General features: G+C 36.7%; 16 protein-coding genes. 6 read left to right on the forward strand and 10 right to left on the reverse strand.

The window, feature by feature from the left end; translation table 11 throughout:
* Window positions 1–71: 71 nt before the first annotated feature.
* From ABD682_RS12600 to ABD682_RS12625, 6 genes are all read right to left on the reverse strand, one after another.
* A complete protein-coding gene (locus tag ABD682_RS12600) occupies window positions 72–1,010 on the reverse strand; it encodes a UDP-3-O-(3-hydroxymyristoyl)glucosamine N-acyltransferase (protein ID WP_344741831.1) in 939 nt (312 codons plus the stop codon).
* On the reverse strand, window positions 1,011–1,577 hold the full coding sequence (efp, locus tag ABD682_RS12605; protein ID WP_344741832.1) for an elongation factor P: 567 nt from the start codon (window positions 1,575–1,577) through the stop codon (window positions 1,011–1,013). It lies immediately after the preceding gene.
* Window positions 1,578–1,580: 3 nt separating this feature from the next.
* A complete protein-coding gene (lpxA, locus tag ABD682_RS12610) occupies window positions 1,581–2,366 on the reverse strand; it encodes an acyl-ACP--UDP-N-acetylglucosamine O-acyltransferase (protein ID WP_344741834.1) in 786 nt (261 codons plus the stop codon).
* 3 nt (window positions 2,367–2,369) lie between these two features.
* Window positions 2,370–3,776 carry a bifunctional UDP-3-O-[3-hydroxymyristoyl] N-acetylglucosamine deacetylase/3-hydroxyacyl-ACP dehydratase gene (locus tag ABD682_RS12615; protein ID WP_344741836.1) on the reverse strand — a complete coding sequence of 469 codons (1,407 nt, stop codon included), beginning with the start codon at window positions 3,774–3,776 and terminating at the stop codon, window positions 2,370–2,372.
* Complete coding sequence (gene lpxD / locus ABD682_RS12620) at window positions 3,763–4,788, reverse strand: UDP-3-O-(3-hydroxymyristoyl)glucosamine N-acyltransferase (protein ID WP_344741837.1); 1,026 nt, start codon at window positions 4,786–4,788, stop codon at window positions 3,763–3,765. Before lpxD ends, ABD682_RS12615 begins: the two co-directional genes overlap by 14 nt.
* Window positions 4,789–4,885: 97 nt before the next feature.
* Window positions 4,886–6,124 carry an HD domain-containing protein gene (locus ABD682_RS12625; RefSeq protein ID WP_344741838.1) on the reverse strand — a complete coding sequence of 413 codons (1,239 nt, stop codon included), beginning with the start codon at window positions 6,122–6,124 and terminating at the stop codon, window positions 4,886–4,888.
* Window positions 6,125–6,226: 102 nt separating this feature from the next.
* Here ABD682_RS12625 and porX point away from each other — a divergent pair, with 102 nt between their 5' ends.
* From porX to ABD682_RS12640, 3 genes are all read left to right on the forward strand, one after another.
* Complete coding sequence (gene porX, locus ABD682_RS12630) at window positions 6,227–7,777, forward strand: T9SS response regulator signal transducer PorX (RefSeq protein ID WP_344741839.1); 1,551 nt, start codon at window positions 6,227–6,229, stop codon at window positions 7,775–7,777.
* Between the two features lie 70 nt (window positions 7,778–7,847).
* Window positions 7,848–8,267 (forward strand): tRNA (adenosine(37)-N6)-threonylcarbamoyltransferase complex ATPase subunit type 1 TsaE, encoded by a 420-nt coding sequence (gene tsaE, locus ABD682_RS12635; RefSeq protein WP_344741840.1) that lies wholly within the window; start codon window positions 7,848–7,850, stop codon window positions 8,265–8,267.
* A 277-nt stretch (window positions 8,268–8,544) separates the two neighbouring features.
* Window positions 8,545–9,087, forward strand: coding sequence for a hypothetical protein (locus ABD682_RS12640; protein WP_344741841.1), 543 nt, complete (start codon window positions 8,545–8,547; stop codon window positions 9,085–9,087).
* On the opposite strand, the gene ABD682_RS12645 is transcribed toward ABD682_RS12640, so the two are convergent.
* On the reverse strand, window positions 9,084–11,513 hold the full coding sequence (locus ABD682_RS12645; RefSeq protein WP_344741842.1) for an outer membrane beta-barrel family protein: 2,430 nt from the start codon (window positions 11,511–11,513) through the stop codon (window positions 9,084–9,086). The genes ABD682_RS12640 and ABD682_RS12645 overlap by 4 nt on opposite strands.
* A 157-nt stretch (window positions 11,514–11,670) precedes the next feature.
* Between ABD682_RS12645 and ABD682_RS12650 the strand changes: the two genes are divergently transcribed.
* Both ABD682_RS12650 and ABD682_RS12655 read left to right on the forward strand, forming a co-directional pair.
* Window positions 11,671–12,870 (forward strand): alanine dehydrogenase, encoded by a 1,200-nt coding sequence (locus ABD682_RS12650; protein ID WP_344741843.1) that lies wholly within the window; start codon window positions 11,671–11,673, stop codon window positions 12,868–12,870.
* A 28-nt stretch (window positions 12,871–12,898) separates the two neighbouring features.
* On the forward strand, window positions 12,899–13,279 hold the full coding sequence (locus ABD682_RS12655; RefSeq protein ID WP_344741844.1) for a hypothetical protein: 381 nt from the start codon (window positions 12,899–12,901) through the stop codon (window positions 13,277–13,279).
* Window positions 13,280–13,282: 3 nt separating this feature from the next.
* Here ABD682_RS12655 and ABD682_RS12660 read toward each other — a convergent pair whose 3' ends face one another.
* Window positions 13,283–14,476, reverse strand: a complete 1,194-nt coding sequence (locus ABD682_RS12660) for a proline dehydrogenase family protein (protein WP_344741845.1) — start codon at window positions 14,474–14,476, stop codon at window positions 13,283–13,285.
* Window positions 14,477–14,573: 97 nt separating this feature from the next.
* On the opposite strand from ABD682_RS12660, the gene aroB reads away from it, so the two are divergent.
* The gene (gene aroB, locus ABD682_RS12665; protein WP_344741846.1) at window positions 14,574–15,641 is read left to right on the forward strand and encodes a 3-dehydroquinate synthase; all 1,068 of its coding nucleotides are present in this window, start codon (window positions 14,574–14,576) and stop codon (window positions 15,639–15,641) included.
* A 10-nt stretch (window positions 15,642–15,651) separates the two neighbouring features.
* On the opposite strand, the gene ABD682_RS12670 is transcribed toward aroB, so the two are convergent.
* Together ABD682_RS12670 and ABD682_RS12675 are read right to left on the reverse strand one after the other, a co-directional pair.
* Window positions 15,652–18,024: a GumC family protein gene (locus ABD682_RS12670; protein WP_344741848.1), complete on the reverse strand. Its 2,373-nt coding sequence runs from the start codon at window positions 18,022–18,024 to the stop codon at window positions 15,652–15,654.
* 9 nt (window positions 18,025–18,033) lie between these two features.
* Complete coding sequence (locus ABD682_RS12675; protein WP_344741850.1) at window positions 18,034–18,801, reverse strand: polysaccharide biosynthesis/export family protein; 768 nt, start codon at window positions 18,799–18,801, stop codon at window positions 18,034–18,036.
* Window positions 18,802–18,822: the final 21 nt, after the last annotated feature.

Below are 18,822 nucleotides of genomic sequence, written 5' to 3' on the forward strand. Positions count from 1 at the left end.
GTTTATTTTTTATGATCTGTAATTACGTTGCAAAAATACTTTATTTGTGCGTATCTACAGGGGTCTTTTTGCTATTTTTTTGACTTTAAATTTTCAAACATTTCCGGAAGCTTGTTGACGTTGGCCATATCCTTTAAAACAGATCTGGATTCTCTGGCCGGGGTACCCCAGTACGTTTTGTTTCCAGGCAACGATTTACTAATACCCGCCTGTGCTAAAATAATGGCTTTAGATCCTATTTTTATACCACTGGCACAACCTACCTGGCCCCAAATAGTAACTTCATCCTCAACCACAACACAGCCTGCAATGCCAGCCTGAGAAGCAATCAGACATTTTTTACCAATAACCGTATCGTGACCAATCTGGATCATGTTGTCGAGTTTTGATCCTTCTTTAATACGTGTATCACCGGATACGCCTCTATCAATAGTGCAATTTGCACCGATATCCACATTGTTTTCAATCACTACGCGTCCACTAGACTGCAAACGATCGAATCCTTCAGGACGCTTTTTGTAATAAAAAGCATTCGCACCTAAAACGGTTCCTGAATGAATATGCACATGATCGCCAATTATACAATCGTCATAAATAGTTACATTCGAATGAATGCGACAATTTTTACCGATCTTGACATTATGACCTATAAAACAATTGGGCTGGATCACGGTGTTTTCACCAATTTCAGCAGTTTCTGATATCTGACTATTGGCTGAAACGAAAGGTTTAAAATGCTGTGTAAGCTTATTAAAATCTCGGAACGGATCATCACTTATTAAAAGCGCTTTGCCCTGCGGGCAATCTACTTCTTTGTTGATCAGGATAATTGTTGCTGCAGAATTTAAAGCTTTATCGTAGTATTTGGGATGATCTACAAAAACAATATCTCCCGGCTCTACAACATGGATCTCATTCATACCCAAAACCTTAAAATCAGGACTACCCACAAAATTACTATCGATCAGAGCAGCAATTTCTTTTAAAGTATGTGGTTTAGGAAATCGCATTTATTCTTTAATACGCTCTTTATAAGTTCCTTTTTCAGTTTCAATACGAATCTTGTCACCTTCATTAATAAATAAAGGCACATTAACTTCAGCCCCGGTTTCCACGGTTGCGGGTTTTGTAGCATTGGTTGCCGTATTCCCTTTAACACCGGGTTCGGTGTGGGTTACTTCTAAAACCACACTCGCCGGCATATCCACAGAAAGCGGCATATTGTCTTCGGTATTGATACTTACTGTAACCACTTCGCCTTCTTTTAAAAGATCAGGACGATCTAATGCGGCTTCAGTCAATCGAATCTGCGTGTAATCGGCTTCATTCATAAAATGATAGAATTCACCGTCATTATACAGATACTGGAATTTATGTGTTTCCACACGAACATCCTCAATTTTATGTCCTGCTGAAAAGGTGTTGTCGAGCACTTTACCTGTAGTTACACTTTTGAGTTTTGTTCTCACAAAAGCCGGACCTTTACCCGGTTTTACATGCAAAAACTCTATAATTTTATAAATATCATTATTGTATCGGATACATAATCCGTTTCTAATATCACTTGTACTAGCCATAAATTAATTGGATTTAAAATAACCTTTCATAATACCGCGATGTGAATTTCGAATGAATTGCAGGATTTCATCGCGCTCCGGCGTAGCTTCCATTTCAGCTTCGATAATGTCGGCTGCCTGGGTATTATTGTAGTTCTTTTGGTATAATATTCTAAATATATTTTGAATTTCTCTGATTTTTTCTGTTGAAAAACCTCTTCGGCGCAAGCCAACCGAATTTATCCCTACGTAAGATAATGGTTCGCGGGCAGCTTTTACATAAGGCGGAACATCTTTACGAACCAGGGAACCTCCTGTTACGAAAGCATGGTTACCGATGGAAACGAATTGATGTACAGCCGTCATACCTGCCAGAACCACATAATCACCAACGGTAATATGACCAGCAAGGGTACTGTTATTCGAGAAAATACAATGATCTCCAACAACACAATCGTGTGCGATATGACAATAAGCCATGATCAGGCAATCATTACCTACCACAGTTTTCATGCGGTCTGCAGTGCCACGGTTAATGGTAACGCACTCTCGAATAGTAACGTTATCGCCAATCTCAACGGTAGTTTCTTCGTCTTTATATTTAAGATCCTGGGGTACGGCGGAAATCACAGAACCGGGAAAAATATTGCAATTCTTGCCGATGCGCGCACCCTCCATGATCGTAACATTACTTCCTATCCAGGTCCCCTCACCTATTTTCACATTATTGTGAATGGTTGTAAAGGGTTCTATAACCACATTTTTAGCGATTTTAGCGCCGGGATGAACGTAAGCAAGTGGTTGATTCATAATTTATTTAACTTTTGAAATTTGTGCCATTAATTCAGCTTCTGCACAAAGTTTACCATTGGCATAAGCATAACCCTGCATGTGGCAAATACCACGGCGTATGGGCGTAATTAATGAGCACTTAAAAATAAGAGTGTCTCCGGGTGATACCTTCTGTTTGAATTTTACATTATCCATTTTCATGAAGAATGTCAGGTAGTTTTCAGGATCCGGAACCGTGTTCAACACCAAAATACCACCGGTTTGTGCCATCGCTTCTATGATAAGTACCCCGGGCATAACGGGAGCTCCCGGAAAATGTCCTTTAAAGAACTCCTCGTTCATCGTTACATTTTTTGTAGCGATAACATCTTTGTCAGATAGTTCAAATACCTTATCGATCAATAAGAATGGCTGACGATGCGGTAACATGGACATAATTTGTGTAATGTCCATTAATGGCGGTTGATTTAAATCTATATTAGGAACGTTGTTACGACGTTCGTTCTTTATAAGTTTTGAAAGTTTTTTAGCAAACTGCGTATTTACAAAATGTCCGGGTTTGTTAGCAATAACCTTCCCTCGAATGGGTGTTCCTACCAGCGCCAGGTCTCCCAAAACATCCAATAATTTATGACGAGCAGCTTCATTAGGATGGTGTAAGGTTAAATTATCAAGAATTCCGTTGGGTTTAACCGCTATAGAATCTTTTTTGAAAGCAACCTTCAGCTTTTCCATGGTTTCTTTAGACAAAGGTTTGTCTACGTATACAATGGCATTGTTGAGATCACCACCTTTGATAAGGCCATTTTCAAGTAACATTTCTAGTTCGTGTAAGAAGCTGAACGTTCTGGCGTCGGCAATATCATTTTTAAAATCGGAAATTTGATTCAAGGTTGCGTTTTGAGTACCTAAAACCTTAGTTCCAAAATCAACCATGGTGGTAACCTGATATTCTTTAGCGGGCATTAAAATGATCTCACTACCAGAATCCTCATCAGTATAGGAAACTACCTCTGTTACCTCATAAACTTCACGACAGGCATCTAATTCAATAATACCGGCCTTTTCTAAGGCTTCTACAAAAAATTTTGAAGAACCATCCATGATAGGTGGCTCCGAAGCATCCAGTTCGATGATCACATTGTCGATATCTAAACCAACCAAAGATGCCAAAACGTGCTCACAAGTTTGTATGGTGACACCATTTTTTTCAAGGCAGGTACCACGCTGGGTATTGGTTACAAAACAGGCATCCGCTTCGATTACCGGACTCCCCTCCAAATCAACACGTTTGAAAGCTAATCCAAAATTCGCATCTGCCGATTTAAATGTTAAGGTTACTTGCTTTCCTGTATGAAGGCCAACACCTTTAAGTGAAACCTCTTTGCTTATTGTCTTTTGCTTTATATCTGTTTTAACTATTCCCATTGTTTTTCTCTAAATCATTGAGGGATTTAACAATTTTAGGTAGATTTTTAAAGTGTACATACGACTTATTGAAGTCGGAGTAGGCTAAGGCCGGCGACCCTTGTAGGATTTCATTATCTTTTACGTTTCTACCAATCCCGGACTGTGCCTGAATTTTTACATTATTTCCAATCACTATATGGCCAACAATACCCACCTGGCCACCGATCTGGCAATTTTCACCAATTTTGGTCGAGCCTGCAATACCGGTTTGAGCGGCAATAACCGTGTTCTTTCCTATTTCTACATTGTGCGCAATCTGAATTTGATTATCCAGTTTCACACCTTTACGAATAATGGTTGAACCCAAAGTTGCTCTATCAATAGTCGTGGCAGCACCAACATCTACAAAATCTTCTAAGATCACATTACCAATTTGTGGAACCTTTTTGTATTCGCCGGTTTCATCAGGTGAAAATCCAAATCCATCCGCACCAATAATAGCACCGGAATTAATAACGCAGTATTTCCCAATACTGCAATCGGAATAAATTTTAGAGCCCGCAAAAATTACCGTATTATCACCAATTGTAACATTATCTCCAATATAGGTGTTCGGAAAAATTTTTACATTATCACCAATAGTAACATTATCTCCAAGATATGAGAACGCTCCCAGGTAAAGATTATCACCGTATTTAGCAGAAGTTGAAATATGAGAAGGTTCCTCAATTCCGGACTTGTTCAATTTTACCTGATTATAATATTCTAAAAGTTTTGAGAATGCCTTGTAAGCATTATCCACCTTAATAAGCGTTGTATTTATATCGTTTTCAGGCTCAAAGGACTTATTTACAATAGTCACAGAGGCTTTAGTGGTATAGATATGCGGCGTATATTTTGGATTTGCCAAAAATGTTAAGGATTCTTCTACTCCTTCTTCAATTTTGGACAGTTTAGAGACCTTAATGTTCGAGTCGCCCACAACATCACCTTCTAATATATCCGCTATTTGTTGCGCTGTAAATTTCAAGTGTTCGTTTTAACTAACTTTGGTTTTATCTTGGCAAAAATAGGAAAAATGTACCAAAGTTTTTTATCTGAACAAGGTTATTGCGGTAAGCCCTATTTTAAGAGTCGAAAGTTTCTGTGTGATCTTCTTTAGGATAACAGATGTAGTATTTTGTTACCGGCTTAGACAGTGCTTTTAAATTAAGCTGATCAGAAGCTTTTACGATGTCCTGTAATTTCCCTGTTTTATGCTGAATAGTAATGCGCTTTTCTTTCAGCTCATAGGCCTGGTTCACCATCTGTCCTGTAAATACAAAATAGGCCGCCTCGAGATCGGTTAAACTATATTTTGAAGTGACTTTGTCAATATGTTTTTGCAAACTTTTAGCTTTTACAGGCTTCTTCTTTACTTTTATTTTTAGTAATTGCCTGTTTATGATCATGCTACACAACTCCCGTAACACAAAATCGTCATGATGTTGCCACTGCTTCATTGCAGATACAATATCAAAGTCATCCAATTGTGAAAAAATATCCAGTGTTTTATCATCAAAGTTGGAGAGATGAATGTCGTGCTCAAGAAAATACAATAATGGCGCACTGGCATCCAGAATTACCCCTTTAGCATGCAACTCCTTGGCACGCTTTAAAACACGAATTAAAAGTTGTTCCGCAACAATTCCGGTTTTATGTAAATATACCTGCCAATACATGAGTCGGCGGGCAATCAGGAATTTTTCTACACTATAAATACCTTTTTCTTCAACAACTAATTCGTCTCCATGAACATTCAACATCGTAATCAAGCGTTCGCTGTTAATATTTCCTTCGGCAACGCCGGTATAAAAACTATCGCGTTTCAAATAATCCGCACGATCCATATCCAACTGCCCGGAAATAAGCTGGTTCATAAACTTTCGGTGATATTCACCTTTAAAAATCTGGATGGCGAGCGTTAAATTTCCGTTAAATTCGTCGTTCAATTTCGCCATAAACAGACTTGAAATCTTCTCGTGTGAAATGTTATTAACGATACTGTGCTCCATCGCATGAGAGAATGGACCATGGCCTATATCATGCAAAAGAATAGCAGCATACAAGGCAGTTTCTTCTTCTTCATTAATGCTAACCCCTTTAAAACGAAGTACTTTAACAGCCTGCTGAATGAGGTGCACACAACCTATGGCATGATGAAACCGCGTATGATGCGCTCCCGGATATACCAAATACGACATTCCCATTTGGGTAATTCTGCGTAAACGCTGGAAGTACCGATGCTGAATTAAATCGAAAATAAGGGAATTAGGAATGGTAATAAATCCGTAAATTGGATCGTTTAATATTTTAAGTTTGTTCAAGCCTTAGGTTTTAAACATTTTATTACAAATATAAGGATAAGCCCTTGTAAAAAGCGAATTTAAAACGAAACTCAACATTTTAAAAAATACAAGACAAATATTATGATTCAAATACTTTGGGTTGATGATGAAATTGATTTATTGAAGCCACATATTTTATTTCTGGAGAAAAAAAATTACGAGGTTACCACCTGCAAAAGCGGTTCTGAGGCTATTGATGCTCTGGAAGAACATCCTTTTGATATTGTTTTTTTAGATGAAAATATGCCGGGCCTTACCGGTTTGGAAACCCTGAATGAGATCAAATCAAAGCAGGACAATTTACCCGTGGTGATGATCACAAAGAGTGAAGAAGAATATATTATGGAGGAAGCCATCGGGAATAAGATCGCAGACTATCTTATTAAACCAGTAAACCCCAATCAGATCTTATTGAGTTTAAAAAAGAATTTGGACCATTCGAGATTGATTTCGGAAAAAACCACTTCCAACTATCAGCAGGAATTTCGTAAAATCGCCATGGATTTGGCTATGGTTAATACCTATAAAGATTGGGTTGAGCTATACCAGAAACTGATCTATTGGGAAATCCAATTGGAAGATATCGAAGATATTGGTATGATGGAAATACTGGAATCTCAAAAAATCGAGGCCAATAGTCAATTCGGAAAGTTTATCGAAAAAGTTTATGCTGATTGGTTTAATAGCAATTCAGATGAAGCACCAACGATGTCTCATACCTTATTCAAGCAAAAAGTTGTTCCGGAGTTAAGCAAGGACCAACCTACGCTTATGGTGGTTATTGATAATCTGCGTTACGATCAATGGAAAGCCTTAGAACCTGTTATAAATACGTACTACAAAAAAACACGTGAAGATGCCTTTTTAAGTATTTTACCCACGGCAACGCAGTATGCGAGGAACGCTATTTTCTCAGGTTTGATGCCCTCTGAAATGGAAAAATTATTCCCCGAATACTGGCGAAATGATACAGATGAAGGTGGTAAGAATATGTTTGAAGCTGAATTTTTAGACACCCAGATGAAGCGATTGGGCCTAAAAAATTTAAATTACGAGTATCACAAGATCACCAATTTAAAAACAGGCAAAAAGCTATTAGAGAATTTCAATAGTTTAAAAAATAACGACCTCACTGTGATCGTGTATAATTTTGTTGATATGCTATCTCATTCAAAAACCGAAATGGAGGTTGTTAAAGAGCTTGCTTCAAACGATAAAGCCTATCGCTCATTAACATTGAGTTGGTTTAAAAACTCACCGCTGTTTGCTTTGATCCAACAGGCGCAGCAACAAGGATTTAAACTTATTTTAACAACAGATCATGGAACAATAAATGTTAAAAATCCATCAAAAGTTATTGGAGACCGAAATACCAGTTTAAATTTGCGCTATAAAACCGGGAGAAGTTTAACATATGAAGGAAAAGATGTTTATGAAGCTAAGAACCCCAAAGACATTCATTTACCGGTTTTAAACATGAGTAGTTCATTTATTTTTGCGAAGGGTGATTTGTTTTTTGCTTATCCCAACAACTACAATCACTATGTAAGTTATTACAGAAATACTTACCAGCACGGTGGCGTTTCTTTAGAAGAAATGATCATTCCTTTTGTGGTTTGCGAACCCCGTTAATCGAAAAATGAAATTACTGTAACTCCTAATTAATTAGAAATTTTAGGAAAGTAGCTAATAATTATTAACTTTGAGAGAGACGAAATTAGATAAATCGTTTGAATTATTTGAAATTAAGGCTGTTGCGGAAGAGATTATTAAAAATCTTTCAAGTAAAGTTGTATTGTTTTATGGCGATATGGGAAGCGGAAAAACAACCTTGATTAAAGCTTTGGTAAGCGCATTAGGTAGTGAGGATGAGGTAAGTAGCCCTACGTTCTCAATAGTAAACGAATATGCGATATCCAAAGGAAAAATTTTTCACTTTGATTTATATCGGATAGCGGATGAAGAAGAAGTCTTTAATTTTGGTATTGAAGATTATTTTGAATCGGATGCCTGGATTTTTGTTGAATGGCCTCAGATTTTAGAGAGTTTCATACCGGAACCCTTTCATAGTATTGAATTAAAAACTAATTCTGCCTCGGGCAGAACACTCAAATTGAAATAAAACGAATAACTAATAAACCTGAATTAGCACCATGAACAACAAATAGATCTCCGAAAACTGCAATTTTACGGGAATACCACAGTTGTAAATTTAGAATTCCAATGTTTTTAACATTTTTTTAACATTTAACTGTATTTCACCGATAGCTCTTTTGTACATTTGGGTAATTAATTAATTAAATCCCTTAACAAAATGAAAACTAAAAAGTATTTAATTGCAATTGCAATCTTTGGAGGTGTATTGTTTTTAGCTCAAGCTGCTAATCAATATAACCTAGATGGACAAACAACAGCAAAAATCGAGAAAAAAGACATCATTGTCCCATCGTGCGGATAAGAAAGCTTTGATTTTAGGGAGTATTGTGGCAACTTTCATTGCCGTTACTCCTTATCTGTTTTACTTATATGAAGGTGTTCCATACGAAAAAGTATGGGATACCTTTTTATTTACATACGAAAGTAAGTTTTACCCCAACGTTTATATCTTAGCTTGGACACTCACAGGCAAACTAATTCCCCTATACCTTTTATTTATCTGGTTCTTTACCTGCAAGCACTGGTGGTATCACACACTTTTAGTACCAATTGCGATGTATGCCTATCAAGCTTTTAGTATTTTTAAAACAGATTTGACAGCAATTGATTCTAATCAATTGATCTATTTGATTCCAGTTATGGCAGTTATTATTCCATCTATATATTTAATTAGAGCACGAATATTCAATCGCATATATGAGGAATCTACTACTTTGGAAGAAATGGAAGAAGAACTGAAAATTAAACCCAAGAATTTCTGGGATAAATTAAAAGATTACTTTTAATCGTTATCTTGTTTCAAACGATCACGTTCTTTTAAATCTATATCGTGTTTGTTTGACTGTAATCCGGTATTACCAAACTTATAATTAAAGCCCAAAACAAAGGTTCTATTTTCCATGTTAGAAGCCACATAAATGTCTTGATTCAAATATCGAGTTGTTTGGGTAAAGTTCATAGTATTCAAGATATCATTAACACCCATAGTTATTGAAGCTTTTCCATGCCATAAATCCTTACGAACACTAAAATTTATACCGGATCGGTCTCCAATCCTTGATGCCCCATCAGCCAGCGGCGAAATATATAACAACGATAGATTCGCAGTTAAACTATTATCTTTTAAAAACGTAAAATAGTTTACGGCCTGTAAATAAACAGACCATTTGTTGTTTGCAACCAAAGCATTAGCGTCTTCAATAGCAAAAAACTTATTGTCGTAATAAAATAATGAACTTAAGGCATACAAATTCCAGTGGTTTACAATAGGCGTATACGTCATAAAATCCAGACCGTATGATACACTATGATCGATATTGGTATTCACATATTTTATTTTGTTGTTTGCATTGTCCTGGAAAACAATATTTATAGCTGAATTGTTTTCGTAGCGGTAATACAATTCAAAAGTAAAAACTTGTTTTAAGGTATAACCAAGTGTGAGCACATCGTCTATTTGCGGTTTTAAATTAGGATCTCCGGTTAGGTATGTATTATCATTTAAATAATATTTAAACGGATTTAGTTGATTATACCTGGGTCTAAATATCCTGCGATTGTAATTAAAATAAACCGTGTTATTCTTGTTAATCGTATTTTTTAAGTAAAATGAGGGAAACCATTGCAAATAATCGTTGTTATTTACCTGATCCAATAACAAAGAGTTTCCTCGTGTTTTGGTGTATTCTGTCCGAAGTCCAAGTTTTAAGCTCCAGGCCTCCCAATCTTTAGCATAACTGGAGTATGCCGCATAATTAGATTCACTATAATCGAAAATATCAGAGTTGGAATTATCTTTTTGTCTTACACCATTATTATACTCAAACTGATCTAAAATACTCTCAGAATTAATTTGAGAATACTTAGCTCCGGCATTAAAATGAGCCCCATTCTTAATAGGTAATTCATAATCTACCTGACCTGTATAAATCTTTGTTAACTGACTGGAAAAAGTTTGAAATTTGTTTTGACGTATCAAACTACTGTCCGGAAATAAATAATCGGTGTTTACATCCTGAAAGTTTGAAAAATCATAATTTGTGTGATGTAAACTCGCTGAAAGCGTTTCTCCTTCCTTTTTAAAATGATGCACATAATCTAGAGTCAAAGCCATATTGAAGGTTTCTTCAACCAAACGATTATTAGTAACAAATAACGAGTCCAAAACCCGATTAGCATCAAACATAAGGGTTTCCGAATGTACTTTATTTTGAGTATTCCTTCGCGGTGCTACTAAGAAGTTACCCGTAATTCCAATAGAATTATGATCATCAATAGTGTAATCTATATTGGTGTTGATATTTTGATTAGCCGTTTTCCGACGTCTTTGAAAATCCGTTTCCCAATGACTCACTGTTTGATTGTTTTCTTTAAAATTGATGATCTCATCATTCTGACGGTAATCCTGTCGCGGATTAATATTATAATTCACGTAGGTATTTAATTTTTTAGTTTTGAAAAAATGACTTGTTCCAATACTATATTTCGGATATTCAAAACCCTGAGTATAATTACCGAAAATGCTACCGTTATAACCTGCAATAATATTTTTACTTGTTACAATATTGATCACAGCACCACCTTCAGCATCATATTTTGCGGGTGGGTTGGTAATGACTTCAACGGATTTTAAATTGGAAGCCGGTGTGCCCTGAAGTAATTGATTTACCTCACTTGCAGATAGATACACCCGTCTGTCGTTAATGTAAATAACAGGGTTAGAATTTCTAACAGTAAGCGTACCATTATTATATAATATCCCCGGCGTTTGTTTCAATACATCAAAAACCGAATTATTAGATAATGTTGAATTTTCTACATTAAACACCAACCGATCTACTAGTCGTGTAACGGTAGGCTTTTTATAAACCACCGTAACTCCGTCTAACGCTTCTGTTTTTTCGGTTAATACAAAAGGCTTTAAATCCGTATTTTCAACAAGATCCAAAGCGCGTTTTGAATCTTCATAACCCAGGAATTTAATCATCAAAACATACTTCCCTTTCTCAAGATTTTCAAATTTAAAAGCACCTTCTTCGTTAGTAACTGTTCCTTGAATAACTTGGGTTTCGTCTTGATTGTATAGCACTACATTGGCAAAAGCTACAGGGTTACCTTCAGTATCCTTTGCTGTTCCATAGAGATTTAAATTTTGAGCTAATGTTGAAAAGGGAATTACTAGAATTAATGACGATATGAAAATTCGAAACATAAAAATAATCTTGGGTTTACAAACATATAATTTTTAATTGAATTTTGCCTGTGGTTAAACCGCAATAATATGATTTTCAAATAAGCCATGGCGTGATATTATTTTTTTAGGCAATTAGAAATTTATTTGTAATTTGTTTCATATTTAAATTTAAACCATGGCCAACCCGATTTCTCCCTTTACCAAACAACAGTTACTACCTCAGGAAGAAAAACTCGAAATTTTAAAACAAAAAGGAGAGCTTTTTATTGGAATACCAAAGGAAACCGCTTATCAGGAAAAACGTGTATGCCTAACCCCTGATGCCGTTTATGCCCTAACCAGTAATGGTCATAGAGTGCTTATTGAAGCGGGTGCCGGAGAGGGAGCTAATTTTACTGATAAGGATTACAGTGAGGCTGGTGCTAAAATTACGAATGACACTGCGAAGGTTTTTGCTTGTCCTATGATTTTAAAAGTGGAACCCCCTACTCTGGAACAAATAAAACTCATAAATCCTCAAACCATACTGATATCTGCGCTTCAAATTAAAACGCAGTCGAAAAAATACTTCGAAGCCCTGGCTTCCAAAAGGATCACGGCACTAGCTTTTGAATTTATTCGTGATGCCGATGGGGCCTATCCGGCTGTGAAATCTTTAAGCGAAATTGCGGGAACTGCTTCAGTTTTGATCGCCTCCGAACTACTATCCAATGCTAACTCCGGAAACGGATTGATGTTTGGGAATATTAGTGGCGTTCCCCCTCTGGAAGTTGTTATTCTTGGAGCCGGAACGGTTGGAGAATTTGCAGGTAGAAGTGCCTTAGGTCTTGGAGCTAATGTGAAAGTTTTTGATAACTCCATTACAAAATTGCGTCGCATTCAGGAACATTTAGGCCGACCACTCTATACTTCTACCGTGCAGCCAAAAAACCTAACCAAGGCGTTAAAACGTTGTGATGTGGTTATTGGTGCTGTACGTGGGAATAACCGCTCGCCTATTATTGTTACAGAAGCCATGGTTGAAGGCATGAAAAAAGGTGCTATTATTATTGATGTGAGTATTGATATGGGTGGCTGTTTTGAAACCAGTGAAGTTACCAGCCATAAAAAACCAACCTTCATAAAGCACGGTGTTGTGCACTATTGTGTTCCTAATATTCCTGCACGATACTCTAAAACCGCTTCAGTATCTATTAGTAACATCTTTACACCCTATTTGTTAAAAATTGGTGAGGATGGCGGACTCGAAAATTCTATCCGATTTGATCGTGGTTTAAAAAATGGGTTGTACTTTTACCACGGCATTTTAACCAGTAAATCTGTGGGCGAATGGTTCGACCTGGATTACAGCGATGTTAATTTGCTGATATTCTAAAAACCCTAATTTTAATAGTTTATTTTCGATGAAGTTTATTCAACGTCTTGGTTATTATTTAACCGGATTCGCCATAGGATTAGTGATGCTTATCTTTTTTTTGAATGGAAAACGCGCTTCCTGTAGCTACTTACCTAATGCCCGAGTGACCAAAAATATCAGCGAAAAGAAAATTACTTTTGATGAAAATGCTAAAAGAAAAGTTTCAGTATTAAAATTCGATACCACGCAAATAAACAAAATGATGCTTCATGGCGATGTTGATTTTGGCGCCAGTGATCAAAGACATAAACCTTGCGGCATTTATAATATCACTTGTGAGCTTCAGGATAAAACCATTGAATTTACAGTTAAAAACTGTGATAGTCTTGCCACGGTAACCAATATGAAATACGCTGAAGAGAATTAAAATCTAAACCGCTTTTTCTCGTCGGGCCTCTTTACGTCGTTCTTTTTCTTTTGATAATAAAGCAAGTTCCCGACCTGTTTGCCCTGCAACCGAAGTGTTTTCTTCCGCTCTTCTGATCAAATAAGGCATCACATCGCGTACCGGTCCGAAAGGCACGTATTTAGCAACATTGTAGCCATGATCGGCGAGATTAAAACTAATATGGTCGCTCATGCCATAAAGTTGCCCAAACCAAACCCTTTTATCGTTATTAGCCACGCCTTTTTCCTCCATGATACGCATCGCGAGATAGCAACTATCTTCATTATGTGTACCTGAAAATAATGAAATGGTATCTAAATTATCTAAAATATACCGTAATGCAGCGTTGAAATTTTCATCGGTAGCGGATTTGCTTCCACAAATGGGTGTGGTATATCCTTTTTCTTCAGCGCGATCATTTTCCTTCTCCATATAGGCACCTCGAACAATTTTATAACCTAAATAATAACCCTGAGCTTTAGCATCGTCATGCTCCTTTCTCAAAAAAGCCATGCGATCGTGGCGATACATTTGAAGCGTGTTAAAAACAATAGGTTTTTCGGTATTATATTTTCTCATCATTTCGGAAACCAAATCATCTGCAGCTTTTTGCATCCAGGTTTCCTCAGCATCAATAAGAATCGCAACATCTTTCTTTTTACCGTGTTTACAAATGGTATCAAATCGGTTCACGACACGATCCCATTCCGCTTGTTCTTTTGCAGTTAACGTGGCACCGGTACTAACTTTTTCATATAATTTAAAGCGACCGAAACCTGTTGGTTTAAAAACGGCGATAGGCATAGCCTTAATATCTTCTGCAAAATCAATAATTTTAAGCGTTACCCGAACGGCGCTGTCAAATTCAGCTTCATTTTCTTTGCCTTCTGCAGAAAAATCCAAAACAGAACTCACGCCTTTTTCATACATACGTTTGATAACGGGTAAGCAATCATCCTCATTAACACCACCACAAAAATGATCAAAAACCGTACTGCGGATCAATCCTTCAATTGGTAAATGCGCCTTGATAGCCAGGTTTGTAGCAATACTCCCAATCTTGACCAAAGGCTCAATAGAAATCATTTTAAATAAATAATAAGCGCGTTCTAATTCCGCATCAGTTTTCAGGGCAAACGCAACTTCCGTATTATCGAAAATTAAATCTGTATTCATCCAATCTAAAAAATTTACACAAAGATAATGATGCAAAAATTATCATTTGATATAAAATCTGATTAATTTCACCACCTGAAATCGTGTTGAAAACAATATGAAATCCATTACCACAAAAGACTGTACCATACACTTTAACGACAATTGTTATACTGCTGTAAATGAACACCTTAATAGCAAAAATTTTTCAAAGATTTTTATTCTTGTTGATGAAAACACACACGAACATTGCTTACCTATTTTTTTAAGTAAACTAGAGACTGAAACTGCTATTGAGATCATAGAAATCGAATCGGGTGAAATTCATAAAACAATTGAAACCTGTGCAGGTGTTTGGAATGCCTTATCTGAACTGGATGCGGATCGAAAAAGTTTAATGATCAATATTGGCGGCGGTGTAATCACGGATCTGGGTGGTTTTGTGGCCTGCACGTTTAAACGTGGTATTTCTTATGTGAATGTACCCACCTCACTTCTGGCCATGGTAGATGCCTCGGTTGGTGGAAAAACCGGTGTGGATCTGGGGCATTTGAAAAATCAAGTAGGTGTTATTAGTAACCCGGATCTGGTTTTGATCGATACGGTTTATTTAGGAACCCTTCCAAAAAATCAAATGCGCTCCGGTTTGGCTGAAATGTTAAAACACGGTTTAATTACGAGTCGATCTTATTGGGATCAATTCAAAGATTTGTCCAAATTAAAACGTGACGATCTGGATAAGTTGATTCATGAATCTGTTGTGATCAAAAGAGATGTTGTTGATGTAGATCCTTATGAAAATGGGTTGCGAAAAACATTGAATTACGGTCATACCCTTGGGCATGCCATAGAATCTTTTTATTTAAATGATCCTGAGAAGCCAACCCTATTGCATGGCGAAGCTATAGTAATCGGAATGATCCTGGCGGCGTACCTATCACATAAATTAACAGGTTTCCCGGAAGAAGATATGCAGGAAGTTAAATCGCGCCTAGGTAATTATTATGGTAAAGTTGAGATCTCAGAAAGTGATTATAAGCCCATTATGGATCTTTTAAAATACGATAAGAAAAATACCCACGGACATATTAACTTCGTCCTTTTAGAGGCTATTGGAACCTGTAAATTAGATTGCAAAGTACCTGAACACCTGATACTGGAGGCTTTTAAATTCTATGCTGACTAAATAGTTTTAATTAGCTTCTAAATAACCCTTTCTTTTTCTTAGCGCCGTAATAACCATATTTCGCGCCATAACCGAAATTCGATTCCTTAACGTCGTTCACTACGAGCATCATGCCGTTTAGTTTTTTATCGGCATGAAGTTCCTTGGCGAAGTTCAAAATACGTTTTTCAGTGTATTCAGCACGCGTAATGTAAATGGTATGGCCGGCATACTGGCTTATCAACAACGTGTCTGTTACCAGCATCGATGGTGCTGTATCAACAATAACGTAATCGTATTGCTCAGATACGGTATCGAATAGATTTTTAACGCGGTCCCCCATTAACAATTCCGCAGGATTAGGCGGCACGTTTCCGGAAAGTAACACGTCTACTTTAATATCGTTAATGAGATATGGATTGATAGTTTCCTCAATGCGTATACTATCATCAGCTAAATACTCCGTTAACCCTAATTTACCATCGCCGGTGGCATTACGCTGACCCTTAATGGCTGCGAAGATCTGCGGATTACGGATATCCGAACCAATAACCAATACCTTTTTATTTGTACTGGCAAGCGTCAAAGCCATGTTTAGCGTAACAAATGATTTACCTTCACCGTTAATCGTGGAAGTCACGAAAATAACATTATTATAAGGTTTGATCTTTTTGTTACGACGTTCGATATAATCAAAGTTCGTGCGAATAATTCGGAAGGACTCAGACAAAATAGAACGATCATTTTTCTGGATCATCGTCTCTCCTTCCTTAACTCGAGGAATTTCGCCCAAAATAGCCATGTTTTTAATTTCCTCTTCCAGGTCTTCTTTATTATGGATCTTGGTGTCCAACAGATCTTTTACATAAAAGAACGAGAATGGTATAAACAAACCAATAAAAAGCGCACCAATGTAAATGATTTGTTTTTTTGGAGAAACCGGACCACCATTACTGTTATAGGCATAATCGATAACCTTGGCATTTGGCGAAGTAGCGGTAAGTGAAATTGTGGCTTCCTCACGTTTTTCCAACAAGTACAAGTATAATGATTCTTTAATACCTTGTTTACGCTCTATGGAACGCAAACGGCGTTCTTGTCCGGGTACCTGGTATATTTTAGAGTTAATTCGATCGGATTGATTTTGTAAACTGGAAATTTGAATGCTCAAAGACTTGGTTGAATTATCAATGGTTTGCTGTAAATTATCACGGATACTTTTCAGCGTCTGATCTAGTTCCAGGACTACAGGGTTTTGCTCTCCTGCACTTTTTAAGAGGGTTTTACGGCGTTCTAATAATTCGTTGTATTTGGATGATAATTGAGTAATAGAAGGATCTCCCATGCCTAAATTTGAGGGAATGAAATCATATTTATCCGATTTCAAAGTCTCATCCATATATGATAACTGGTTATATTGAGTTCTCGCAGCATCTAATTGCTGTTGATTTTGAGCACTTGAATTTAAAAACTGACCGGCTTCAGAACTCACATCAGTTATTTTATTCCCGGTTTTAAATTTTACAATACTATCGTCTACATTAACCAGGTCCTCCGCGATCAACTCCACACGTCTATTAATAAAATCCGCCGTATTTTTCGAGATTTCATTTTTATTTTGAATTGTAAAGATGTTGTATTCCGTTATGAGCGTATTCACGATATCCTTAGCTTTCTCAGTTACCGGATCAGTTAGACTGATTTCTAATACTTTAGAAGATTTATCAACCGGGAAAATAGATATCCTGTTTTTAAGATTTTCAGCTAAATTTTCAACGGGTGTAATGGCCACACGAATGGTGGACCCTATTGCATTTTGAATGTTAGCTGTTCTGGGAGTTATAATAATTCCGCCATATTCCGTAGGAATGGTTTCTCCAAAAGTGTATGATTTTGAAGGCGAGTCTTCATTAATATAATACCTAAAATTTGTAGAAGATTCGATGTTGATAAAAAAACTGGAATTGGTTTTGGCTATAATGGAATCCGGAGCTATAAAGTTAACAACAACAGGACTCGTTTTATACAACTGAGATTCATAAATTCGACCTTGCGTATAATAACTTACGTTTAAGTTTAATTCATTAACTATTTTACGTAAGAAACTACGAGATTGAATCACCTGGATTTCATCTCCTATCTTAGCATCTTCCTTTTCGGAAAACAAAGAAATATCTTTTAAAACACCGGTTGAAGAATTATCCTTATCATCCAAAATCATGATCTTGGCCTTCACCAGGTATTGTGGTTTTGTATAGCGCAGTTTCACATAGGCCAGGCCAATACAGATGGCCACAGCCAACAAAAACCACGGCCATTGTTTTAAATAATAAAGTAGTGTTTTCTTTAAGTTAAAATTAGAGGTTGAACTACCTGAAGCAATATCGTTAGGGTCTTTGATCATAAAAAATCATTAATTTCTTGTTACAAAAATTAGGGCTGTCGTAATTAAGAAAGAGGTAATCGTAATCAGTGTATTTATTCTGGAATCTCCTGAAGCTCCACTTACCGCAGAGTTATTTGGTTCTACATAAACAAAATCATTTTGTGTTAGAAAATACACCGGAGAATTAAATAATTCTTTGCTCGTAAGGTCGATTCGGGTATACGTTTTGGTTCCGTTAAAATCACGAATTACTAAAACATTATCACGACGCCCCTTAATGGTAAGATCGCCCGCCAAGCCAATGGCTTCCAATATGGTCATGCGTTCACCGGAGGCCGGATAAACACCTGGACTTCTAACCTCACCTGCTACGGTTACCCTGTAATTTTTTAAGCGAATGATGATTACCGGATCTTTCAGTAAATTTCCATCTGCAAATTTTTTCTTGAGGAGTTGTTTAGCTTCTTCCAAGGTAAGCCCTAACAATTTTATTTTTCCCAAAACAGGGAAATCTATATTCCCATCAACATCAATTAAATAATCGATTAATTGAGAATTAGAACCAGATTTCATTACCAAATTATAAGGTTCAGCAGCTGAAGGTACCAAAGTAGAAACATAAATGCTCAAAATATCACCAACCTTTAATTTAGCATTAAAGGTTTCGGTATCAACCATAGTTTCAAAGTTCTTCACATTTTGAAAATACACCACATCCTTGCGTGTTTTACACGAGGTTGTTAAAAAAATGAGTAGAACAATGAGGATGCTTTTGTTTATGGTGGCCGTTTTCATTGTGATATGGAATATTTGGGG

Source organism: Gaetbulibacter aestuarii (genome assembly GCF_039537665.1).
GTDB classification, from domain to species: domain Bacteria; phylum Bacteroidota; class Bacteroidia; order Flavobacteriales; family Flavobacteriaceae; genus Gaetbulibacter_A; species Gaetbulibacter_A aestuarii.